This window comes from Polaromonas sp. P1_F6 (assembly GCF_056405695.1).
Genome location: NZ_JBFUBQ010000001.1, coordinates 347,665 through 370,744 on the forward strand (window position 1 = coordinate 347,665; position 23,080 = coordinate 370,744).

Sequence of the window (23,080 nt, forward strand, 5' to 3'; positions counted from 1 at the left end):
ATGAGCCACTACAGCGGCAACATCGACGATTTCGGGATGGACACCATCTCGCTGGCAGGTCCGCTGGAAGCCAAGCTCAAAGCCGTGCGCGAGGCTGGCTTTACGCAGATCATGCTCGCGGCCAAAGACCTGGTAGGCCACCCAGACGGCATGGAAGCCGCCGTCGCTGCGGTGCGTGCAAGCGGTTTGCGCGTCACCGGGTTCCAGGTGTTGCGTGATTTTGAGGGGCTGTCCGGGCACCTGCACGACTACAAGATGGACATCGCCAAATCGATGCTGGAAATGTGCCATGCGCTGGGCTGCCGCCTGCTGCTGATCTGTTCGTCAACCTCGGTGCACGCCACGGGTGAAACCCAGGCGCTGGTCAGGGACTTGCGCAAGCTGGCCATGCTGGCGATTCCGATGAATATCAAGATCGCCTACGAAGCCTTGTCGTGGGGCCGCACCGTCAATGAGTTCCCGCAGGCCTGGGACATTATTTGTGAAGCCGACATGCCCAACCTGGGTTTGGGCTTTGACTCCTTTCATATGTTTGCGACAAAGACCTCGCTGGATGAGCTGGACATACTGGATCCGGACAAAATTTTTCTGGTGCAGCTGGCCGACTTCATGTGGACGGAAATCAAGTCGGTCGAGGAACGTATTGCCACCGCCCGGCATTTCCGCGTGTTTCCAGGTGAGGGTGTGCACAGCGAAGCGCTGGCCACACTGGTCACCAAGCTGCATGGCCTGGGCTACCGTGGCGATTACAGCTTTGAAGTGTTCAACGACGACTACCAGCAAATGCCTTTGCCCACAGTAGCCCAGCGCGCATGGCGCTCTGCACTGTGGCTGGGGGAGGATGTGCTGCGTCGTTCCGTGCCGCTGCCTAACCAGATCCGCTTGAGAAAATGAAGCTCCCACGCTCGTCACTTCGTGCCTGCGGTGCGCTGCCCCATTCTTCCGCGTATGGGGCGCATTTCCCCTTGGCGCGGCCCGGTGGAAAAACATCAGCCATTGTTTTTTGAGAGTTCACGGCATGAGCAGTATTTTTGAAGGTTTTTTGTCCACGCCGGAAATTCTGGAGGCCTTCAGCGAGCGTAACTTCCTGGATGCCATGTTGCGCTTTGAGGCTTCGCTGGCACAGGCGCAGGCCGAGGCCGGTCTGATTCCCGAGGCGGCGGCCCGTTCCATCGCCGGCACCTGCAAGGTCGAGCTGTTTGATGTGGCCAAGATCGTTCGCGAAAGCGGGCGCGCCGGCAGCATCGCCATTCCACTGGTCAAAGCCCTCAAGGAAACCGTAGGACTCTTCAACAAGGAGGCTGCCGGTTTTGTCCATTTCGGCTCGACCTCCCAGGACGTGATCGACACCGCGCTGGCGCTGGTGACCCGCAATGCGTTGGACCTGATTGAGGCCGACATCCGCAAGGCAGTGGCGGCGTTGCTGGTGCTGGCCCGCCGCCATGCCGCAGCCCCTGTGCTGGCCCGCACGCTGATGCAGCCGGCATCGGTCACCAGCTTTGGTTTCAAATGCGCGGGTTGGGCCGCGCCGCTGGCGCGCAGCCTGCAGCGCCTGCAGGTGGCCCGCCACAATGCGCTGGCCGTGCAGCTGGGCGGGGCCGTGGGAACACTGGCGCAGATGAACGGCAAGGGCCCGCAAATCATGGCGCATATGGCGGCCGACCTGAAGCTCAAGCCCGCTGCATTTGCCTGGCACACCCAGCGCGATGAGTGGGTGGCGCTGGGCTGCGAGCTGGGCCTGCTGGTAGGCAGCCTCGGGAAGATCGCCAAAGATATCTCGCTGATGGGCCAGTACGAAGTGGGCGAACTGGCGGAGCCGACCGAGCCGGGCCGCGGCGGTTCATCCGCCATGCCGCACAAGCGCAATCCGGTCGCCTGCATGGTGGGACTGGCTGCAGCGCAGCGCGCGCCGCAGCGCGTGGCCGCCCTGTTGGCGGCCATGGCGCAGGAGCATGAGCGCGCCCTGGGGAACTGGCAGGCCGAATTGGCCGAATGGCCGGGGCTTCTGATGTCGGCGCACGGATCCGTCCGCGCCATGGCCCAGGCCCTGCCGGGCCTGCAGGTGGACACCCAGCGCATGAGTGCCAACCTGGAGGCGCTGCGTTCCGTGCTGCCCGCTGATGCCGCCGACGAGTGGTTTAACCCGGCGCTGGTGCGGCATGCGTCAACACTCGCGCATGCCCAAGCCGACGCTGTTGAAGCACTGGTGGGGCAAACGCACACTGACAGCCATCGCACCAATACCGCAAAAAGGTAAAACATGAACGACCATGACAAGGGAATGATCAACCGCAGGCGCGTGCTCGGTGATGCCTGGGTGGACCGTTCCATCGCCAAAAGCAATGCCTTCAACGGCGAGTTCCAGGACCTGATCACGCGTTATGCGTGGAATGAAGTCTGGGGCCGGCCGGCGTTCGGCGACAAGACGCGCCGCCTGATGGTCCTGTCGACCATGATTGCGCTCAAGGCGTACGAAGAATTTGCCATGCATGTACGCGCCGCACTCGACGGCCCGCCGGAGTCGCGGCTCACGCCGGACGATATCAAGGAAGTGATTCTGCAGGCCGCCATTTACTGCGGTGTTCCCGCCGCCAACCATGCGTTCTCTGTGGCGGGTGACATCCTTCGCGAAAAAGGCCTGCTCGCCGACTGACAGGGCACGCATCTGCGGCTCCCAAGCAATACATCATTGAAAGACGCATGAAAGAACCTCATCTGCACTGGATCAGTGAAGGCCAGGGGCCTGTCGTCGTGCTCAGCCATGCATTGGGCTGTGACCTCACGATGTGGGACGGCGTGACGGCCATCCTGAAGAATCGTTACACCGTGCTGCGCTATGACCACCGCGGCCACGGCCAATCGGAAGCGGTACCAGGCCCTTACACACTCGACCTGCTGGCCGATGATGTGGTGGGCCTTATTAATGGGCAGGGCGGTGGCCCGGTGCATTTTGTCGGGCTCAGCATGGGCGGCATGACGGCGCAGGCGCTGGCAGCGCGGCATCCGCAGCTGCTCAAAAGCATCGTCATTGCCAACGCCGCCATGTTTTACGACGACGCGGCGCGTGCCATGTGGCAGGCGCGCGTTCACACCGTACAGGCCCAGGGCGTGGCGGCGATATCAGACGGTGCGATGCAGCGCTGGTTTACGCCGGAATTCAGGGCGGACGAGGCGGGCGGCGGTGCGCGCAAGGTAGCCGCGCTACGCAAGGTGCTTGAAACCACCGATGCCACCGCTTATGCGGCCAGCTGCGAGGCGGTTTCCCGCATCGACTTCCGAATCAGTAACGGCGCGATCCAGTGCCCGGCCCTGGTGATTGCCGGCACGCGCGACGAGGCAACGCCCGTGGCCATGTCTGAAGCGATTTGCGCCAGCATCAAGGGCGCGCAATTGCGCACCTTGCCAGCGGCTCATTTGAGCGCGGTGGAGCAACCAGATGCATTTGCCGACTTGCTGGAACGCTTTTTCGAAAGCCTGCGCTAGGGCGCTGCCGGCGGCCTGATCGGGCAGGTGCGGGAGCGGGGGGGCAGGGTGCTTCGGTGATGGGGCGGCGGCGTCGATAATCGGCCCAGGCTAATAGCCAAGCCCCACCCACCCGAACATCCGGAAAGCCCCGCTTCATGAAAACAATCCTTGTCCTGAATGGCCCCAACCTCAACTTGCTGGGAACGCGTGAGCCGGCCGTGTACGGCTCTCAGACCCTGGCCGATGTGGAAGCGCTGTGCACCAAGGCCTGCGCAACCCACGGTTTCAGGCTCGACTTTCGCCAAAGCAACCACGAAGGCGTGATGATTGACGCCATCCATGAAGCCGGGCGCGCCCAGGCGGCTGGCACGCTGGCAGGCATCGTGCTGAATGCCGGTGCTTACACCCACACCAGCGTGGCCCTGCACGATGCCATCAAGGGCGCGGGCGTCACGGTGATCGAGCTGCACATCAGCAATGTGCATGCACGCGAGGCTTTCCGGCATCACTCTTATATTTCACCGGCTGCCAAGGCGGTGATGGCCGGCTTCGGCGTCAAGGGCTACGCCCTGGCCATCGCGGGCCTGGCCGAGCTGGCGGCCTGATCCGGTTGCGGCTGACCCATGGCTGCGCCACCGAAATTTCCCGTTGACGAACGTGAGGTGGAGTTCAGTGCCATCCGCGCTCAGGGTGCGGGCGGGCAAAACGTCAACAAGGTCTCCAGCGCGATTCACCTGCGCTTTGACATTGCGGCCTCGTCACTGCCTGATGCCGTCAAGGAGCGGCTGCTGGCAACCAGTGACAATCGCATCACGCAGGAGGGCGTGCTGGTGCTCAAGGCCCAGCAGCACCGCACCCAGGAAATGAACCGCAGCGATGCCATGGCGCGCCTGCAGGAGATTGTTGACAGCGTCTCCACACCGCCCCGGGCGCGGCGCGCGACGAAACCCACCTACGGCTCGAAGCAGCGCCGGCTGGCCGGCAAAAGCCAGCGCTCGGAAATCAAGTCGTCGCGGGGCAAGGTGGGCGGCGACTGAGTCCTGCCGGCAGTCCACCAGGTACCGTTCAGGTCACCATATAGCGCCCGGGTTTGTGGTTGACCCAGAGGAAAAGGCTCATCAGTACGGCGGCCATGACGGAATACGCCACGCGCTCAGGGGGCACGACTGCCAGCGCCATCAACACCACGGCCGAATCAATGGCCATCTGTATCTTGCCGGCGCGCCAGCCGTGCTTTTCCTGAAGATAGAGGGTCACGATGGTGGCGCCGCCCAGGCTGGCCCGGTGCCGGGCCAGGAAGAGGCAGCCGGTCCCCAGCAGCAGGCCGCCCACCAGCGCGGCGTACAGCGGGTGGATGTCTGCGATGTCGAGCACCCGGGGCGACCAGTCCGCCAGCAGCGACAGCAATGCAATGGACAGGAAGGTCTTGATGGTGAACTCGCGGCCCATGCGGCTCCAGGAGAACCAATAGAAGGGCAGGTTGACCAGAAAGAACAGCTTGCCGAAACTCACGCCTGTGGCGTAGTGCAGCACAAAGGCCACGCCGGCCGTACCGCCCGTCAACAGGCCCGCCTGGTTGAAGATCACCATTGCCAGCGAAACAAACAGCGTGCCCGTGAAGATGCCTTGCGCATCGTCAAAAAGGGTGTGGCGCTCGGGGGGAGGAAATGGGGCCATGGGGACGCTGGGATATTTGGCTGCGGGCAGGTTGCAGCAGCTGTGCATGATTTGTGCCAGTGCTGGCGGCACGCTCGTCCGCGCAAAAGGCGATGCGCCCGTGTTCCCCGCAAGCCAGGATTGCGCTTTCCAGGCGCTAAATATGCATGATTTAGGGCTCCAGGCCAATAGGAGTATGCGCGAGCAGCTATCAAAACAGTAGCGCTATGCGCGGCGCTGGTTTCCTTGCTGCAGTCTGTCCCGCACTTGTGCAGTGATTTCCAGGGAGCGCCGGGCGATGGCGGGGTCGTAAATGTGAGTGGTCACCATCAGTTCATCGGCCCGGGTGTCCTCGATGAAGCGCTGAAGCTGGTTTTCAACCGTTGCCGCCGAACCTGCGACGGCATAGCGCAGCATACGCTGCGCGCCGGCTTTCTCGGCCGGTGACCAGTAGCTTTCGATGTTGTCGATAGGCGGCGGCATCGGCCCCGGCGTGCCGCGCAACAGGTTGGTCATGGCCTGCTGCACGGAGGTGAGCTGGTAGCGTGCCGCTTCGTCCGTTTCGGCCGCGACGACATTGGCCACCACCATGGCATAAGGTTTGGCGAGCTGGGCGGAGGGCCTGAAGCCGCTGCGGTACAGGTCCAGCGCCTGCATCAGCATGTCAGGAGCAAAGTGCGATGCGAAGGCAAAGGGCAGGCCCAGCATGGCAGCGAGCTGGGCACCGAAGAGGCTGGAGCCCAGCAGCCACAGTGGTACCTTGAGGCCCGCGCCCGGCACGGCGCGGATTTTCTGGCCGGGCTCTAGCGGTTCAAAATAGGCCTGCAATTCCTCGACGTCCTGCGGAAAGGTGTCGGCGTTGTTCTGGTTGTCACGCCGCAGCGCGCGTGCGGTGAGCTGGTCGGTGCCCGGTGCGCGTCCCAGCCCGAGGTCGATACGGCCAGGGTACAGCGAAGCCAGCGTGCCGAACTGCTCGGCGATCACCAGCGGCGAGTGGTTGGGCAGCATCACCCCGCCGGAGCCTACGCGTATGGTTTGCGTGCCGCCCGCCACATGGCCGATGACCACCGCGGTGGCGGCGCTGGCGATGCCGGGGTTGTTGTGATGCTCGGCCAGCCAGAAGCGCTTGAAACCCAGTTGTTCGGCATGCCGGGCCAGGGCCAGGGTGCTGCGAAAGGCATCGGCGGCAGTGGCGCCCGTGACGATGGGGGACAGGTCGAGGACTGAAAAGGGGATCATGTTTTTGCGCCCTCTCCCCGAAGGAGTGGGAGTGAAGAGGAAGCGAGCCGGCCTGAATTCATGGATGTTGTTGTAAGGGTGCCGGGCCAGTTTAGGAGCTTGGCGATGGCCGCATGAGGGGCAGGGTATAAGAACCTGTTTACGGTCTAAACGAGGCCGCGCAAGCCCCTTCTCGGGATGGGATGCAAGGCGCGGTGCGACGCCCATAGCACAGCTATGGGTTAGCATCGCAACGCCGCAGAGCGCCCGAGAAGGGGCTTGCCCTTCGGGTTGGGGTGACGCAAACGCGGTCGCGTTTGCATCCCCATTGGGGCAGCTGCACGACGCCCAGCCGGCCGGCTGGGCGGTCGGGCGATTGAGCCACCCAGGCCCCTGCATGGGCATTAGCCCATGCAAGGGCCCGGTCGGCCCACTCATCCCGATTGCACCCCAACGCGGCTCCGTTTAGACCGTAAACAGGTTCTATCTCCCATGACAGATTCGGCAAACATTGAGCTGCCCTCCGAAGCGCTTGCGATGCTGCGCACGGCCAGCCGTTTTGAAACCCCTTGCGGCGACGGCACCATGGTCTGGCACACGTGGGGCCAGGCCACGCGCCGGCCCGGGCTCGCGCCCCTGGTGCTGCTGCACGGCGGCAGCGGCAGCTGGATGCACTGGCTGCGCAACATCCCCGCGCTGGCCGCGTCGGGCCGCTGGGTGCTGGTGCCCGACCTTCCCGGTTTTGGCGATTCGGCCGCGCCTTTACGGGGCACCGATGCCGACGTGCTGCCCGAACCGGTCGAGCAAGGGCTGGCCCTGCTGGCGGGCGAGGCGGCCTGCGACCTCGTGGGATTTTCCTTTGGCGGCATGGTGGCCGGCTTTGTGGCGGAGCGCTTCCCCGCCCGGGCGGCGCGTGTGGTGCTGGTGGGTGCGCCCGGCCTGGGTGTCGCGCCCGAAAAAGCCATACGCCTGCGCGCATGGCGGCATATCACCGATGCGGGCCAGCGCGACGAGATCCATCGCCACAACCTCGCGGCGCTGATGCTGTACCGCGCGGACGCGATCAACGAACTGGCCTTGCGCCTGCACATCGCCAACGTGCTGCGCGACCGCATGAAGGGCCGCAGCCTGGCGCGCACCGGCGCGCTGGCTCAGTCACTGGCGCGGCTGCGCTGCCCGGTGTGGGCGATTTACGGGGAAGAGGATGCGCTGTACCGCGGCAAGCTTGATGGGCTGCGGGCAGCCCTGGAGCGAGCTGCGGACTTCAGGGGCCTGGCCCYGGTCGAAGGCGCCGGCCACTGGCTGCAGTTCGAGCGCGCGGAGGCCTTCGACAAAGCCCTCCTCACGACGCTCGAAGCGCCTCTTTAGCTTTTACTTTTCAATCGCGAGCAGTTCGATGTCGAAGGTCAGCGTGGCATTGGGTGGCACCACGCCGCCGGCGCCGCGGTCGCCATAGGCCGTGGCGGGTGGACAGGTCAGTGTGGCCTTGCCGCCGACCTTGATCTTCTGCACGCCTTCGGTCCAGCATGGCACCACGCGGTTCAGCGGGAAGGTGGCGGGCGCGCCGCGCTTGTAAGAGCTGTCAAATTCCTTGCCGTCGGCCAGCGTGCCGCGGTAGTGCACCTTGACGGTGTCCGTCGCTTTGGGCTGCGCGCCGGTGCCGTCGGTGCTGTGCACGATCTTCACGCCGCTGGGCAGGGTCTCGGCCGGGGCGGCGGCAAGGGCGGTGCTGGACAGGGCAATGGAGGCCAGGGCGATGAGCGCGGCGGTCAATGTCTTCATGGAGGTCATGCTTTCGTGGCTATGGGGTAATCGGAGAGGGTGACCTGGATTATCGTCCTGGCTCTCGCCTTGCCTCAGTGGTGCCGGCTCGCCTATCTCAGGTTGTCAGGTCGCTGAGCTGGATCCTGAGGGGGCGGAAGGTATGAGTGGTACTCCAGCCAATCAAAATTGGCTCAAATTGGTAACGTCAGCGTGAAAAATTTTGCATTGGCCTTACCAGTTCGAACCATAACCCCATAGCAAAAACCGCCGTCGCATAAACTGCACTTCACGCGGAGGATTCATGCTGGACCAACTCAAACAGGTCGACAACCGTCGGCTCTACCAACAAATTGCCGAGCAGATTCGCGCCTTCATTGACAAGGGCAACTACACCGCGGGTGCGCGGTTGCCGCCGGAGCGCGATCTGGCCCTGCAGCTGGGCGTCTCTCGCCCCTCGGTGCGCGAGGCACTGATTGCACTGGAAATTGAGGGCAGCGTGGAAGTGCGCATGGGCGCTGGCGTGTATGTCTGCAGCGCGGCCCAGCGCAAGCCGCAGTCCCTGGCTGCCATGGGCGAAAGCCCGATCGAACTGATGCAGGCACGCGCCGCCCTTGAGGGCACCATCGTGCTGCAGGCCTGCGCCAGGGCCACGCCCGAAGCACTGTTGGCACTGCGCCAGATTCTGGATAACATGCTGTCCGCCATGGCGCAAAACCGCTCGCCCCTGGCCTTTGACCGGCAGTTTCACCAAACGATTGCAGCCATGACAGGCAACTCCGTGCTGGAGCGGCTGGTGGGCGAGCTGTTTGACGAGCGCCACAGCCCGATTGCCGCGCGCCTGAGCGCGCATTCCGAATCGGGCCAAAGCTGGGCGATTGCGCTGCAGGAGCATGAAGCCATCTTGCGCGCCCTGGAGAACCGGGACGTACTGGCCGCACAGAACGCCATGCGCATGCATCTGCAAGCCTCCGAACAGCGCTGGGTCGAGAACCGCCGTGAATGGTCATGAGCTAGGGCCTGTTAACCTTTACCCCCTGTATCCGTGGTCAGGCCTGTGCAATTGCGCAGGCTTTTTCCCGTTTTTTTCACCCCGATTTTGATCCCGGATCACGGGTAAGCACCAATACACACGCACTTCCCGGTAAGGCCAAATACGCCACATCGTGTCAGGTGGCCTTACCAATTTGCAGGGCGGCAGATTCATCCCTCCCGGTCCCCTGACCTACCAAGAGGAGTTCGCATTGCTGTCTTCCGTGTCCGATCCGGTTCGTCCCGACGCGCCCAGCCCCGCCGAGGCCGGCGTACTGTTGCGCCTGGAAGGGATTACCAAACGCTTCCCGGGGGTGCTGGCGCTGGATGGTGTGGGCTTTGAGGTGCGAAGCGGCGAGGTACACGCGGTATGCGGCGAAAACGGCGCAGGCAAATCGACGCTGATGAAGGTGATCAGCGGCCAGTACCAGCCCGATGCGGGGGCCCTGTACTACCGCGGCGAGGTCTGTCAGTTCCAATCCACCGCCGAATCCCAGGCTGTCGGCATTGCCATCATTCACCAGGAGCTGAACCTGGCTCCGCACCTCACGGTGGCCGAAAACATTTACCTGGCCCGCGAGCCACGCAAAGGCTGGCTGATCGACCGGGCGGCACTGCGCCGCCAGGCAAAGCAATGCCTGGACCGCTTGGGGCAGGACATCTCACCGGACGCCCTGGTCAAAACCCTCTCGGTCGCCCAACAGCAGATGGTGGAAATTGCCAAGGCGCTGTCGCTCAACGCCCAGGTGCTCATCATGGACGAGCCGACCTCGTCCCTCACGGAGTCGGAGACCGAGAAGCTGTTTGCCATCATCCACGAGCTCAAGCGTACGGGGGTGGGCATTGTCTACATCTCCCACCGCCTCGACGAACTGGCGCTCATCGTGGACCGGGTCACCGTCTTGCGCGACGGACGCTACGTGTCCACCGAACGCCTGGCCGACACCAGCGTGGAAGAGATCGTGGCAAGGATGGTGGGGCGCTCGCTGGACGATGTATTCCCCAAAAGAACGTCCGTGCCCACGACCGACGTGTTGTTGCGCGTGCAAGGCCTGACACGCCAGGGTGTGTTTCACGACGTGAACTTTGAGCTGCGCCGCGGCGAAATTCTGGGCTTTTCAGGGCTCATGGGGGCCGGCCGCACTGAAGTGGCCCGCGCCATTTTTGGTGCCGACTCTATCGACGCCGGCGAGGTGTTCCTGGCCGGGGAGCGACTCACCATTCACTCGCCACGGGATGCCGTGCGCCAGGGACTGGCCTACCTGTCAGAGGACCGCAAGCACGACGGGCTGGCACTGAAGATGAATGTGGCGCAAAACATCACACTGGCCCACATGGAAGCCGTGTCCAACCGTGCGGGCATGATCCAGTTTGCGAAGGAGCAGGATGCCGCACGCCATTACATCGGCGCTCTCGACATTCGCACGCCCAGCAGCAGCCAGATCGTGCGCCTGCTCTCGGGGGGCAACCAGCAGAAGCTCGTGATCAGCAAATGGCTGTTCCGTCAATCACGCGTGCTGTTCTTTGACGAGCCCACACGCGGCATTGATGTGGGCGCCAAGTACGCGATCTACCAGTTGCTGGACCAGCTCGCAGGCCAGGGCATTGGCGTCGTGATGATCAGCTCCGAGCTGCCCGAAATCATGGGGATGACCGACCGTGTCGCGATCTTCCATGAAGGCCGCCTGGTCACCATCCTCCCCACCCGCGAGACCGATCAGGAGGAGGTCATGCACTACGCCTCCGGCCGCAGCGTGCCGCCCCTGCAAGCCGACCAGCTGACCCACTGAACCCTCCAGGACTTCTTTCCCGAACCACACCATGACCGAACAACAACAAGACCTGTTTCAGAAATTTGCCGCGCTGGCCAGCCTGCTGGGACTCATCGCCATCTTCTCGTTCACCAGCAACGCCTTCTTCAGCGTGGGCAATGGCATGACCGTGGCGCTGCAGGTGACATCCATTGCCTACCTCGGCATCGCAGCAACCTGCGTGATCATCACGGGGGGTATTGATCTCTCGGTAGGTGCCATCCTGGCACTGTCCGGCGTCGTGGCCGCCATGCTGGTCAAGGCGGGCGCGCCCGTGCCGCTGGGCATGTTTGCCGGCCTGCTGGTCGGTGCCCTGTGCGGGCTGATCAACGGCCTGTGTGTGACGGTGCTCAAACTGCCGCCCTTTATTGCCACCCTGGGAATGATGCTGGTGGCACGCGGCGTGGCCTTGCAGCTGACCGATGCCCGCGCCATCAGCGGCCTGGGCGACAGCTTCGCAGAACTGGGCAACGGAGCCTTGTTCCGCATCGTCAATATCGGTGCGGACGGCTTCCCCGATGTGGTGTTCGTCGGCATTCCCTATCCCGTGGTGCTCATGATCGTGCTGGCGCTGGCCGTCTCCGTCCTGCTTAACCGTGCCACGCTGGGCCGCCATCTGTACGCCATCGGCTCCAACCTGGAAGCCGCCCGGCTCTCGGGCGTGAACGTCAACGGCGTGACGCTGTTTGCCTATGTGCTTTCCGGTTTGCTGGCCGGGCTGACCGGTTGCGTGCTGATGTCACGCCTGGTCACGGCCCAGCCCAGCGAGGGCCTGATGTACGAACTTGATGCCATTGCCGCCGCGGTGATAGGCGGGACCTCGCTCACGGGTGGTGTGGGCACGGTGTCGGGCACCGTCATTGGCGCGTTCGTGATTGGCATCCTGCGCAACGGTTTGAACATGAGCGGCGTGTCCGCTTTCACTCAACAAATTCTGATTGGCGTCGTCATCCTGCTGGCCGTATGGATCGACCAGATGCGCCATCGCAAGTGATCCCTACCGGCAGGGCTTACCGGGACTTCGAGAGACAACCTCCACAACCACTACCCATGAGGAAAGAAATGAAAAAATTTGTCCACACACTGATCGCAGCCGCCCTGGTGGCTGCGTCGTCGATGGCTATGGCCGCCGACAAGGAAATTGCCGTCATCGTGAAGACCGCCAACTCGGACTTCTGGCAAAACGTGAAGAAGGGTGCCAACGCTGCCGTGGGAAATCTCAAGGGCTACACCGCCACCTTCCAGGGCGCAGCATCCGACACCGACCTGGCCGGGCAGGTGGCCCTGGTGGAAAACGCCGTGAACCGCAAGGTCGCCGGCATCGTGCTGGCCCCGTCGGATCCGGATGCCTTGATCCCCGCCATGAAAAAAGCCTGGGAAGCCAAGATTCCTGTGGTGTTGATTGACTCCGCCGCATCGGATTCCGGCAAGGCTTACTACCAGTCCTTCCTGGCCACCGACAACAAGACTGCCGGAGAAATGTCCGCCAAGACGCTGATCGAGAAAGTCGGTACCACCGGCAAAATTGCCGTCATGTCCTACACCGCGGGCTCGGGCTCCGAAATCGGCCGCGTGGGAGGTTTCACCGACTACATCAAGAAGCATTCCAAGCTGCAGATCGTGGGCCCCTTCTACTCCAACTCGCAGATGGGTACCGCACTGAACCAGACCACCGACGTGCTGGCCGCCAACCCCGACCTCAAGGGCATCTTCGGCGCTAACGAACCCACCGCTATCGGCATGGGCCGCGCACTGGTTCAGTCGGGCAAAGCCGGCAAGGTGGTCGCCATTGGCTTTGACGGAAACTCCGACCTGCAAGGCTTTGTGAAAGACGGCACCATCGAGGCGATTGCCGTGCAAAGCGCCTTTGAGATGGGCAACCTCGGCGTAAAGACGGTGGCGGAAATCGTGGCAGGCAAGAAAGTGCCCGCCTTCCGCGATACCGGTGTGTTGATGGTGACCAAGAAAAACATCGACACGCCCGCAGCCAAGAACGTTCTCTACTAAACCGTTCCAACCCAAGGACCCTCCGGCACCGGCTGCCGGAGGATGGGCATATGCACACCACGGATCTGAAACTCCTTCCCCGCGTGGACCTGCGGCTGACAGCCCTGGGCCTCGGCTGTTCGCAAATGGGGGGCCTGTACCGTGCCACCAGCGCCCGCGAGGTAGAGGAGGTCTTTGCGAACGCCTGGGCGGCCGGCGTGCGCTATTTCGACACGGCACCCTACTACGGCTACACCCGCTCCGAGCACCGCCTGGGCGCCCAGCTGGCCGACTGCCCCCGGCACGAATATGTAGTCAGCACCAAAGTGGGCCGCCTGCTGCGTCCTGATGCCAGTGTGACTGCTGGCGATGGCGGATGGGCCAACCCCTACCCGTTTCGCCCGCAGTATGACTACAGCTACAGCGGCGTGATGCGCTCATTCGAGGACAGCCAGCAACGGTTGGGTCTGGCCCACATCGACATCCTGTACGTACACGACATCGGCCGCGACACCCACGGCGAACAGCATGCGCATTACTGGCAACAATTGACCACGGGGGGCGGCTTCCGCGCGCTGGACGAATTGCGCGCAAGCGGTGCCACCAAGGCAGTGGGCCTGGGCGTGAACGAATGGCAGGTGGTGATGGACAGCATGCAGGAGTTCGACCTGGACTGCACCATGCTGGCCGGGCGCTACACCCTGCTGGAGCAGGACTGCATCACCCCCTTTCTGGGCGACTGCATGCGCCGCGGCAACGCCATCGTGGTGGCCGCGCCGTTCAACTCCGGCGTCCTGGCGGGCAACACCAAATTCAATTATGCGGAAGCCCCGCCCGCCGTGGTGGCGCGCGTGCAAGCCTTGGCGCTGGCTTGCGAGGAATTCGGCGTGCCCCTGCAGGCCGCCGCACTGCAGTTTCCACTGGCGCACCCTGCGGTGGTGAGCTGCGTCACCGGCACCCGCACCGCAACCCAGCTGCAACAGAACGTCGCCTGGCTGGAGACGCCCATTCCCGCCACGCTGTGGCAGGCCCTGCGCACCCGCGGCCTGCTGCATCCCGATGCGCCGGTACCAGTCTGAGGAGGCCCCCATGCTGATCGACGCGCACCCGCATTTCTGGAATCTGGCAAACCGCACTGGCCACTGGTCGTCATCTTTGGCGGCAATGCGCGCCGCCTGTACCACCTTGGCCAACATATAGACGGAAATTGACATGCAACGAATGGGATGGGTCATTGGTATCGACCCCCGGCACATCGCCGAGTACAAGCGGCTGCACGCGGCCGTCTGGCCCGCTGTGCTGCAGCGCATTCACCAATCGCAGGTGCGCAACTACAGCATTTTTCTGCGAGAGCCGGAAAACCTGCTGTTCGGCTACTGGGAATACCACGGCCGGGACTTTGACGCGGACATGGCCGCTATCGCCGCTGATGCTGAGACGCAGCGTTGGTGGACCCTCTGCGGCCCCTGCCAACGCCCCCTTCAAACCCGCGGCCCAGGCGAGCACTGGGCCGCCATGGAATCCGTATTCCACATTGACTAACCACTTCCACCCAAGGACATCTATGCTGACAGTCATTTGCGAAACTCCCGGCGTGCTGCGCACGGTCGAAGGGGCCATGCCCATCCGCAATGAAGGCGATGTGCTGCTGCGCATCCGCCGCGTGGGGGTGTGCGGCACAGATCTGCACATCTTCACCGGCAAGCAACCCTTCCTGGCCTATCCACGCGTCATGGGCCACGAGATCGCGGGTACCGTAGAGGAAGCTCCAGCGGACGGCCCCCTTCAGGCCGGCGACAGCGTCTTCGTCATGCCTTACCTGTCGTGCGGCCGGTGTGTAGCCTGCCGCCAGGGCAAGACCAACTGCTGCGTCCACATCCAGGTGCTGGGCGTGCACCGCGACGGCGCCTTCACAGAGTATCTCAACGTACCCGCGCAGTTTGTGCGCAAGGCAGAGGGTGTCTCACTGGACCAGGCCGCCATGCTGGAATTTCTGGCTATTGGTGCCCACGCTGTACGTCGCGCCGACGTGCAGCCCGGCCAGCGTGTACTGGTGGTAGGGACGGGCCCCATCGGCATGGCTGCCTTGCTATTCGCCGGCCTGCGTGGTGGTCAGGTCACAGCGCTGGACACGCGAAAGGAGCGGGTGGAATTCTGCAAACAACACCTGGGGGCGCATGCGGGTGTTGTGATAGGTGACAACGACCTGGACGAGCTGCGCGCACTGACCGATGGAGATTTTTACGATGTCGTTTTTGACGCCACGGGCAACGCAAGGGCCATGGAGCGCGGCTTCCAGTTCATTGCCCATGGCGGCAAGTATGTGTTGGTGTCGATAGTGCTGGACAATATTACGTTCGCCGATCCGGAGTTTCATAAACGCGAAGCGACGCTGCTGGGCAGCCGCAATGCCACCATGGAAGACTTCGAAACGGTGCTTGAGGCGATGCGGGGCGGCAAAATCCCCACCGCAGCACTCAACACTCATCGCATGGCCCTGGCCGATGTACCCGCCCAGTTCGCCACCCTGCTGGACCCCACGCAGGGCGTCGTCAAGGCGCTGATCGAATGCTGACCGGAGTCTCCACGTGAGCACGCCCATCCTCCAGTTTGGCACCGGGCGCTTTCTGCAGGCGCATGCGGACCTGTTTGTGTCCGAGGCCCTGGCCCAGGGCCAGGCGCTGGGCGGCATAACCGTGGTGCAGAGCACAGACAGCCCGCAGAGCAGCGCGCGCGCCGCGGCACTGGCACATGGCTACCGCGTCGAATTGCGCGGCATGCAACATGGCCGGCGTATCGAGGAAACCGTGCAAGTGAACGCAGTACAGGCCGTCTGGCATGCCCGCCGCGACTGGACACTGTTGCGCGATGCCATGGCTACCACCGTGCAGGTCATCATCTCCAACACCGCGGACATGGGCTATGCACTGGACGACTCCGACACCGCGGCGCTGCTGCGTAGCCCGACGACGACGCCGCCGCCGCGCAGCTACCCGGCCAAGCTGGTGGCGCTTCTGCACCACCGCTGGCAGCAGCAGCCGGAGGCTCCCCTGACGCTGTACCCCTGCGAACTGGTCAACCGCAACGGGGACACGCTGCGCAACCTGGTATCCACGCTGGCACAGAGCTGGGGCGTTACGCCCGCCTTCCTTCGCTATGTGCGGGAGCACTGCGTGTGGGTCAATTCACTGGTGGACCGCATCGTGTCGTCTCCGCTGGAACCCGCCGGTGCAGTGGCCGAGCCCTATGCGCTGTGGGCCATCGAACGCCAGCCGCGCATGGTGCTTCCTTGCAGCCACCCGGCCATGGTGGTGACGGATGCACTGGCCCCCTTCGAGCAACGCAAGCTCTGGCTGCTGAACCTGGGCCACACGATATTGGCCGAACGCTGGCAGCTGCTGGGCGGTGCTGCTGACATGACCGTGATGCAGGCCATGCACACCCCGGCGCTGCGCACCCCGCTGGAGGCCGTGTGGGCCGACGAGGTGCTGCCGGTATTTGACGCCGAGGGCACAGGCCCCGAGGCCCACGCCTACCTGGTGGAATTGCGCGACCGCCTGCTCAACCCGTTTCTGGAACACCGTCTGGCCGACATTGCCAAGGACCACGCGCAGAAGAAGCTGCGCCGCCTGGCACCCGTGCTAGAGCGCGCCGTGGCGCTGCAACTGCCCATCGCACAGACCCAGCTGCGCAATGCGTTAGCTGAAACCGGAAGCACCCTGGGCACTGGTGCCTGAACCACCGGCTGGTCACCTGCGTTTGATGACATGCTGCGGCGCAACATCCGACGCCGCGAGCCCTCATGCCAGGGGCCAGTCCCTCAGCGCCCGGGCGTGGAACGGAAATTCGCCGCAATTGCGCCTCCGGGGTTACGATGCGTAAACCATTCACTCCGTCGGTGGTTCCATGGTGGCACTTGCCGCACAATTCGATTCGCCCCGCCGGCTGCATCAAAGAGCCAGCGACCGGCCGCAGGACTGGCTTGGCACAACGCCCCTGCTGGACCTGGACGACACCAAGCTGCGCCTGAAGGCTCGCTCGATTGTCCAGCTGTGCCGCACCGACCGGGACAAGGCACTGGCTATCTATCGCTTCGTCAAGCGCCTGCCTTATACCAAGCGGATCAAGCTGCAGTACCCGACCGCCCGCGACGTACTTGAGGCGCGCGGAGGCGACGGTGACGACAAGGTGACGCTGCTGATCGCGCTGATGCGCTCCGCCGGCATCCCGGCCCGTGTGCGCTACATGGAGATGCGCGGCGAGATGCTTCGCGGCCTGATCCCGCGGGCCACGCCGGCGGCGCGGCCGCTGGCGGAGTTCTGGCTGGGCCGTTGGGTGCGCACCGACACCTACATCTTCGATGCCGAATACGTGGCTGCGGCGCTCGAACGCCTGAAAGCGAACGGCTGGGAGTGCGGCTGGGGTATCCACATCAATGCCCAGCTTCTGTGGGACGGAAAGAACGACGCCTTCCTCGGCGGTGTGCCTACCGAGCAGGACCCCATGCTCACGCGGCTTCTGTGCGTGGTGAGCGATCCTCTGGAACTGGTGTCGGCATCCCTCGGGGGCAGCGGGCTGCGTTACCGTCGATCACTGCGGGCCTTGCAATGGAATGCGCTGGCTCCGACCATGATTCGGGCCATTCGTGAGCTGCGGGCCGGCTCGCGTTTTTATTGAAATGACAGGCCCTAGCCCATCCGCCGCAGCAACTCCGGCACGGATGACACCAGCATCGCCACGCCGGAGCAGGTCAGCAGGCTCAGCACCAGTCTGCGAAAGGCCAGGTCGCTGATGCCCGTGTAAACACGCCCGCCCAGCCAGGCGCAAATGAGCGCAGCAGGCGCCACGATGGCCAGCATGGGCAGCGTTTCGCGCGTGACCAGGCCGGCGGCAACATAGCTGGCCATGGTGACGGTCAGCACGGCCAGATTGAAGTTCTGGATGACGGCGCGCTGGGCACTCTTTTCGTAGCCGCGCAGGGTGCACCACAGTGTCGGAATCACACCGCTGAAACCACCCAAGGCCCCCATGAAACCACCGGCAACGCCAATCGTGCCGTCGGCGACGCGGCCCCCATGGTGAATGCGCGGGAGCTTGCCCGAAAAAAGCATGGCCGGGCACCATAGCGCCAGCAGCATGCCGAGAAACAGCTTGAAGAGCTGGACGTCAAGTTGCGGCAACAACAGCAAACCCAGCGGGAGCCCCAGCAGGCCGCCGGCCAGAAACGGCAGCAGGCGCTTCCAGTCAGTTGTGCGGCTGACCGTAAAGGCCGCCATGACCTGGCCCGTCAGGCCGCCGAACACCGCCATGACAGCCGCCAGCTTCGGGTCTATAGCCCAGGCCCAGAAAGACATGGCGACAAGGCTGAAGCCAAAACCCGACAGGCCCTGGACAAACCCCGCTGCCGCCGCCCCCGCGACGATCAGGATGATGTGAGCGTCCAACTCAGGCGTAATCACTCACGGGCACGCAGCTGCAAAAAAGGTTGCGGTCGCCGTAAACGTTGTCGACGCGGCCCACCGGCGGCCAGTATTTGACCTGCTTGAGCGAGGCCAATGGGAAGGCGCCGGTTTCGCGGGAGTAAGGGCGGTCCCAGTCAGCGCCCATCAGGCTGGCCGCGGTGTGCGGCGCATGCTTGAGCGGGTTGTTGTCTTGCGGCCATTGGCCAGCTTCGATTTTTCGGATCTCTTCGCGGATGGCGATCATCGCGTCGATGAAACGGTCCAGCTCGGCCAGGGTTTCGCTTTCGGTCGGCTCGACCATCAGGGTGCCGGGCACAGGGAAGCTCAATGTGGGCGCGTGAAAGCCGTAGTCCATCAGGCGCTTGGCCACGTCTTCGGCGGTGACGCCGCTGGTTTCCTTGAGCGGGCGCAGATCGAGAATGCATTCATGCGCGACATGGCCATTCTCGCTGGCGTATAGCGTGGGGTAGTGGTCCTTGAGGCGCGAGCTGATGTAGTTGGCGCTCAGGATGGCGACTTCAGTCGCCTGCGTCAACCCTTCTGGTCCCATCATGCGGCAGTACATCCAGCTGATGGGCAACACCGCTGCGTTACCCAGGGGGGCCGCAGAAACCGCCCCCACGCCGTTGACGGGAATGCCGGCCGTGGCATGGCCGGGCAGGTAAGGCACCAGGTCAGCCACCACGCACACCGGGCCAACGCCCGGGCCGCCGCCGCCGTGCGGGATGCAAAAGGTTTTGTGCAGGTTCAGGTGGCTCACGTCGCCGCCGAACTCGCCCGGCGCGGCCACGCCCACCAGTGCGTTCATGTTGGCGCCGTCCACGTAAACGCGTCCGCCGTGGCTGTGCACCATGGCGCAGAGCTCTTTTACCTGGGTTTCGAACACGCCATGCGTGCTGGGGTAGGTGATCATCACGCAGGCGAGGTTGGCGCTGTGCTGTTCGCACTTGGCCTTGAGGTCGGCCATGTCGACATTGCCCAGCGCGTCGCAGGCGGTCACGACGACGGTCATGCCCACCATCTGGGCGCTGGCCGGGTTGGTGCCGTGAGCCGACGAAGGGATCAGGCAGATGTTGCGATGACCCTGGCCTTTGGCTTCATGAAAGGCCTTGATGACCAGCAGGCCCGCGTACTCGCCTTGCGAGCCGGCGTTAGGCTGCAGGCTGATGCCTGCATAACCCGTGGCCTGGCACAGCCAGTCGCGCAACTGCTTGTCGAGTTCCGCATAGCCCTGCAGCTGGTCTGCGGGTGCGAAGGGGTGAATGTTGGCGAACTCCGGCCAGGTGATGGGAATCATCTCGCTGGTGGCATTGAGCTTCATGGTGCAGCTGCCCAGCGGAATCATGCTGCGATCCAGTGCGAGATCTTTGTCGCTCAGCATGCGGATGTAGCGCAGCATGCCGGTTTCGGAGTGGTGGGTGTTGAACACCGGGTGCGACAGGAAGGCGCTGGTGCGGCGCAGGCCGGCGGGGATCAGCGACTCGATGCCCTTTTCGAAAGCGCTGACCACGGGTACGGTCTGGCCGGGCCTGGCGAAGAAGGACCAGAGCAGTTCGATGTCCTTGCGGCTGGTGGTCTCGTCCAGCGACACGCCCAGGTGATTATTCAAGCGAAAACGCAGGTTGGCGCCCGCCGAACGTGCGCGGTCAGCTATCAAATTGGTAGCGTCACCCGTCTTCACCGTGACGGAATCGAAGGCGCCTGTGTTGGTGATTTCATAGCCCAGCTCTTTGAGACCCTGCACGAAGATGGCCGTATAGGCCGCCACACGCTCGGCGATGCGCTTGAGGCCTTGCGGGCCGTGGTAGACCGCGTACATGCTGGCGATGACGGCTGGCAGCACCTGCGCGGTGCAGATGTTGGAGGTGGCTTTCTCGCGGCGGATGTGTTGCTCACGGGTTTGCAGCGCCAGGCGGTAGGTCGGGTTGCCGTGGCTGTCGATGGTCACGCCGACCAGGCGGCCGGGCAGCGAGCGCTTGAATTCGTCGCGGCAGGCAAGGTAAGCCGCGTGCGGCCCCCCGTTGCCCATGGGCATGCCGAAGCGCTGGGTGTTGCCGAGCACGATGTCGGCATCCCATTCACCGGGCGGGGCCAGCAGCGTGAGCGCCAGCAGGTCGGCCGCAACGCAGAGGGCTGCGCCATCGACATGCGCCTGGCCGGCCAGCGGGCGCAGGTCATGGATGCTACCTGTGGTGGCGGGGTATTGCGCCAGCACGCCGAAGTAATTGCCTTCGGCCATCAGTTGCGGCACCGTGACGGCTGCCGTGCTGACCTTCACCTCGATGCCCAAGGGCTTTGCGCGGGTCTGGATCACCTCAATTGTTTGCGGGTGGCAGTCGCCTGCGACGATGAAGACATTGCTTTTGCTTTTCACGCTGCGCTTGGCCAGGGTCATGGCTTCGGCGGCGGCGGTGGCTTCGTCGAGCATGGAGGCGTTGGCGATCGGCATGCCGGTCAGGTCGCAGACCATGGTCTGGAAGTTGATCAGCGCTTCCATGCGGCCCTGCGAAATCTCAGCCTGGTAGGGCGTGTAGGCCGTGTACCAGGCGGGGTTCTCGAGGATGTTGCGCAGGATCACGCCCGGCGTGTAGGTGCCGTAGTAGCCTTGGCCAATGAAGTTCTTGAACACCTGGTTCTTGGCCGCGATGGCTTTGAGCTGCTTGAGCGCGGCCGCCTCCGTGACGGGGGCCGGGATGGCCATGGCGGTGCTGCGTGCAATCGAGCGTGGAACAATGCCTTCCACCAGCGCGCGGCGCGAGGCTGAGCCCACGATGCTGAGCATGTGGACTTCGTCGGCGTCATCGATGCCGATGTGGCGGGCGATGAATTCGGCAGGGTTTTCAAGATCGCCCAAGGGCTTGGCGGATTGCATCAACATGTCGGGTCCCGTGTCAGGCTTGGCAGCCAGGAGTCAGAAAAAAGAATCGGTCAGAAAATCAGGCAGCGAAGGCGGTGTAGCGGGTTTCGTCCATCAGCGCGTCAAGCTGCGTTGGGTCGGACAGCTTGACTTTGAAAAACCAGCCGGCGCCCATCGGGTCGCTGTTAGCGAGAGATGGGTCGTCTCTTAGGGCTTCGTTGATTTCGGTGACTTCGCCACTCAAGGGCATATACACGTCGGCCGCGGCCTTGACGGATTCGACAACACCGGCGGTTTCTTTCTGGGCGAAGGTGGTGCCGACAGCCGGCAGGTCCACAAACACCACATCGCCCAGCGCATCCTGCGCATGCACGGTGATGCCGACGGTGGCGACGTTGCCTTCAATCTTGACCCATTCGTGGTCTTCGGTGTATTTGACGGTCATGAGGTTCTCCAGGGGTTGAGTGGGGTGAATAAAACGGGGAGCTTGATCTGGTGCTTAACCGCGGTAGTAGCGGGCGGGAACGAAAGGCATGGCGGCCACTTCCATGGGCACCGGCTTGCCGCGCACGATGGCGTTCACGCGTGTGCCCAGCGCAGCGAACTCAGGTTTGATGTAACCCATGGCGACGGGCTGGTTGATGGTGGGGCCCAACAAACCGCTGGTGACTTCGCCGATAGCCATGCCGTCGGTGCTTTGCAGTTCGGTGTGGTCGCGTACAGGAACGCGCTCCAGCGCCACCAGGCCGATACGCTTGCGGGTGAGCAGGGCGGGGTCGGCCAGCTGGGCCAGAATTTTGTCTGCGCCAGGGAAGCCGCCGGCACGCGCGCCGCCGGTGCGGCGAATCTTTTGCATGGCCCAGTTGAGGTTGGCTTCCACCGGCGTGGTGGTGGTGTCGATGTCGTTGCCGTAGAGGCACAGGCCGGCCTCCAGCCGCAGCGAATTGCGCGCGCCCAGGCCGATGGGTTTGACTTCAGGTTGCGCGAGCAGCGCGCGTGCGAGTGCGTCAGCTTGCGAAGCAGGCACCGAGACTTCAAAGCCATCTTCACCGGTGTAGCCGCTGCGGGTGATGAAGCAGTCGCAGCCGGCCACGCTGAAGCGGCCGCCGGTCATGAATACGAGTTTTTCGACACCGGGCGCCAGGCGCTGCAAGGCAGTGACGGCCTGTGGGCCCTGCAGCGCCATCAGCGCCATTTCCGGCATGGGGATGACTTCGCAGCGCGAGCCGATCTTTGCCTGGATGTGTGCAATGTCGCCGACCTTGCAGGCGCCGTTGACGATGACAAAGAGGTCGCCGCCGTTGGCGTAGTCGCGGTTGAAGAACATCAGGTCGTCGATGATGCCGCCGTCGTCGTTCAACAGCAGGCCGTAGCGCTGCTTGCCGGCGGGCAGGTCGATCACATCAACGGGTATCAGGGATTCCAGCGCGACTGCGGCATCAGCACCCACCAGGCGTAGCTGGCCCATGTGGGACACGTCAAAAAGGCCGGCAGCCTGGCGTGTGTGGTGGTGTTCCGCCATCAGGCCCGCGGGGTACTGCACCGGCATCGAATAGCCCGCAAAAGGCACCATGCGCGCGCCAAGCTCCACATGCAGGTCATGCAGGGGCGTTTTCAACAAGGTTTCGGGGGCGGCGGAAGAGGTGGACGAATCGGACAAGGCATTCTCCAGGGGGCAAACACGGTCATGGCAAGAACTTGTTCTCAATCCATGGGCTGCCCCTGCTGTCCACTTTACCTGAGAGATTCACCCGGCGATGCAGGCTTGCTCCTTCGGTGGGCTGCCCGTGAAAGGCGGCCTCTCTCCAGTAGGGAACGCCTTGCCGCGTGGT

At 63.7% G+C, this 23,080-nt stretch carries 23 protein-coding genes and 1 riboswitch; of the genes, 16 read left to right on the plus strand and 7 right to left on the minus strand.

Annotated features, from left to right (window positions below):
• The 6 genes from AC1DY9_RS01660 (at position 1) to arfB (ending at position 4,502) form a co-directional block, all read left to right on the plus strand.
• Positions 1-894, plus strand: a complete 894-nt coding sequence (locus AC1DY9_RS01660) for a sugar phosphate isomerase/epimerase family protein (protein WP_457280960.1) — start codon at positions 1-3, stop codon at positions 892-894.
• A 124-nt stretch (positions 895-1,018) separates the two neighbouring features.
• Positions 1,019-2,257, plus strand: a complete 1,239-nt coding sequence (gene pcaB / locus AC1DY9_RS01665; protein WP_477665650.1) for a 3-carboxy-cis,cis-muconate cycloisomerase — start codon at positions 1,019-1,021, stop codon at positions 2,255-2,257.
• 3 nt (positions 2,258-2,260) lie between these two features.
• Entirely contained in the window at positions 2,261-2,653 is a 393-nt protein-coding gene (locus AC1DY9_RS01670; protein ID WP_457280117.1) for a carboxymuconolactone decarboxylase family protein, read from the plus strand.
• 47 nt (positions 2,654-2,700) lie between these two features.
• On the plus strand, positions 2,701-3,483 hold the full coding sequence (locus tag AC1DY9_RS01675; protein ID WP_457280118.1) for an alpha/beta fold hydrolase: 783 nt from the start codon (positions 2,701-2,703) through the stop codon (positions 3,481-3,483).
• Positions 3,484-3,620: 137 nt separating this feature from the next.
• Positions 3,621-4,070: a type II 3-dehydroquinate dehydratase gene (gene aroQ, locus AC1DY9_RS01680; protein ID WP_457280119.1), complete on the plus strand. Its 450-nt coding sequence runs from the start codon at positions 3,621-3,623 to the stop codon at positions 4,068-4,070.
• A gap of 18 nt (positions 4,071-4,088) precedes the next feature.
• Entirely contained in the window at positions 4,089-4,502 is a 414-nt protein-coding gene (gene arfB / locus AC1DY9_RS01685; protein WP_457280120.1) for an alternative ribosome rescue aminoacyl-tRNA hydrolase ArfB, read from the plus strand.
• A 28-nt stretch (positions 4,503-4,530) separates the two neighbouring features.
• On the opposite strand, the gene AC1DY9_RS01690 is transcribed toward arfB, so the two are convergent.
• Positions 4,531-5,142: a DUF6198 family protein gene (locus AC1DY9_RS01690; RefSeq protein WP_477665651.1), complete on the minus strand. Its 612-nt coding sequence runs from the start codon at positions 5,140-5,142 to the stop codon at positions 4,531-4,533.
• Between the two features lie 204 nt (positions 5,143-5,346).
• Entirely contained in the window at positions 5,347-6,360 is a 1,014-nt protein-coding gene (locus AC1DY9_RS01695) for an LLM class flavin-dependent oxidoreductase (RefSeq protein ID WP_477665652.1), read from the minus strand.
• A gap of 471 nt (positions 6,361-6,831) precedes the next feature.
• Between AC1DY9_RS01695 and AC1DY9_RS01700 the strand changes: the two genes are divergently transcribed.
• A complete protein-coding gene (locus AC1DY9_RS01700; RefSeq protein WP_477665653.1) occupies positions 6,832-7,707 on the plus strand; it encodes an alpha/beta fold hydrolase in 876 nt (291 codons plus the stop codon).
• Positions 7,708-7,710: 3 nt separating this feature from the next.
• On the opposite strand, the gene AC1DY9_RS01705 is transcribed toward AC1DY9_RS01700, so the two are convergent.
• Positions 7,711-8,121: an FKBP-type peptidyl-prolyl cis-trans isomerase gene (locus AC1DY9_RS01705; RefSeq protein WP_457280124.1), complete on the minus strand. Its 411-nt coding sequence runs from the start codon at positions 8,119-8,121 to the stop codon at positions 7,711-7,713.
• A gap of 283 nt (positions 8,122-8,404) precedes the next feature.
• On the opposite strand from AC1DY9_RS01705, the gene AC1DY9_RS01710 reads away from it, so the two are divergent.
• The 9 genes from AC1DY9_RS01710 (at position 8,405) to AC1DY9_RS01750 (ending at position 17,606) form a co-directional block, all read left to right on the plus strand.
• Positions 8,405-9,112, plus strand: a complete 708-nt coding sequence (locus AC1DY9_RS01710; protein ID WP_477665654.1) for a FadR/GntR family transcriptional regulator — start codon at positions 8,405-8,407, stop codon at positions 9,110-9,112.
• A 235-nt stretch (positions 9,113-9,347) separates the two neighbouring features.
• Positions 9,348-10,922, plus strand: a complete 1,575-nt coding sequence (locus AC1DY9_RS01715; protein ID WP_477666027.1) for a sugar ABC transporter ATP-binding protein — start codon at positions 9,348-9,350, stop codon at positions 10,920-10,922.
• 31 nt (positions 10,923-10,953) lie between these two features.
• Entirely contained in the window at positions 10,954-11,937 is a 984-nt protein-coding gene (locus AC1DY9_RS01720) for an ABC transporter permease (RefSeq protein ID WP_457280126.1), read from the plus strand.
• 68 nt (positions 11,938-12,005) lie between these two features.
• Positions 12,006-12,950: an ABC transporter substrate-binding protein gene (locus tag AC1DY9_RS01725; protein ID WP_457280127.1), complete on the plus strand. Its 945-nt coding sequence runs from the start codon at positions 12,006-12,008 to the stop codon at positions 12,948-12,950.
• Between the two features lie 50 nt (positions 12,951-13,000).
• Positions 13,001-14,008 carry an aldo/keto reductase gene (locus AC1DY9_RS01730; RefSeq protein ID WP_477665655.1) on the plus strand — a complete coding sequence of 336 codons (1,008 nt, stop codon included), beginning with the start codon at positions 13,001-13,003 and terminating at the stop codon, positions 14,006-14,008.
• A 133-nt stretch (positions 14,009-14,141) separates the two neighbouring features.
• Positions 14,142-14,471 carry an L-rhamnose mutarotase gene (locus AC1DY9_RS01735; protein WP_457280129.1) on the plus strand — a complete coding sequence of 110 codons (330 nt, stop codon included), beginning with the start codon at positions 14,142-14,144 and terminating at the stop codon, positions 14,469-14,471.
• 22 nt (positions 14,472-14,493) lie between these two features.
• A complete protein-coding gene (locus AC1DY9_RS01740) occupies positions 14,494-15,504 on the plus strand; it encodes a zinc-binding alcohol dehydrogenase family protein (RefSeq protein WP_457280130.1) in 1,011 nt (336 codons plus the stop codon).
• A 13-nt stretch (positions 15,505-15,517) separates the two neighbouring features.
• A complete protein-coding gene (locus tag AC1DY9_RS01745; protein WP_457280131.1) occupies positions 15,518-16,666 on the plus strand; it encodes a mannitol dehydrogenase family protein in 1,149 nt (382 codons plus the stop codon).
• 169 nt (positions 16,667-16,835) lie between these two features.
• Complete coding sequence (locus tag AC1DY9_RS01750; protein WP_477665656.1) at positions 16,836-17,606, plus strand: transglutaminase-like domain-containing protein; 771 nt, start codon at positions 16,836-16,838, stop codon at positions 17,604-17,606.
• Positions 17,607-17,617: 11 nt separating this feature from the next.
• Here AC1DY9_RS01750 and AC1DY9_RS01755 read toward each other — a convergent pair whose 3' ends face one another.
• The 4 genes from AC1DY9_RS01755 to gcvT are packed head-to-tail and all read right to left on the minus strand — an operon-like array spanning position 17,618 to position 22,908.
• Positions 17,618-18,373 (minus strand): sulfite exporter TauE/SafE family protein, encoded by a 756-nt coding sequence (locus AC1DY9_RS01755; RefSeq protein WP_457280133.1) that lies wholly within the window; start codon positions 18,371-18,373, stop codon positions 17,618-17,620.
• A 1-nt stretch (position 18,374) separates the two neighbouring features.
• Positions 18,375-21,269, minus strand: coding sequence for an aminomethyl-transferring glycine dehydrogenase (gcvP, locus tag AC1DY9_RS01760; RefSeq protein WP_457280134.1), 2,895 nt, complete (start codon positions 21,267-21,269; stop codon positions 18,375-18,377).
• A gap of 58 nt (positions 21,270-21,327) precedes the next feature.
• Positions 21,328-21,693, minus strand: a complete 366-nt coding sequence (gcvH, locus tag AC1DY9_RS01765) for a glycine cleavage system protein GcvH (RefSeq protein ID WP_457280135.1) — start codon at positions 21,691-21,693, stop codon at positions 21,328-21,330.
• 54 nt (positions 21,694-21,747) lie between these two features.
• Positions 21,748-22,908 (minus strand): glycine cleavage system aminomethyltransferase GcvT, encoded by a 1,161-nt coding sequence (gcvT, locus tag AC1DY9_RS01770; protein ID WP_457280136.1) that lies wholly within the window; start codon positions 22,906-22,908, stop codon positions 21,748-21,750.
• Between the two features lie 55 nt (positions 22,909-22,963).
• Positions 22,964-23,067: riboswitch (glycine riboswitch) on the minus strand.
• Positions 23,068-23,080 lie beyond the last annotated feature (13 nt).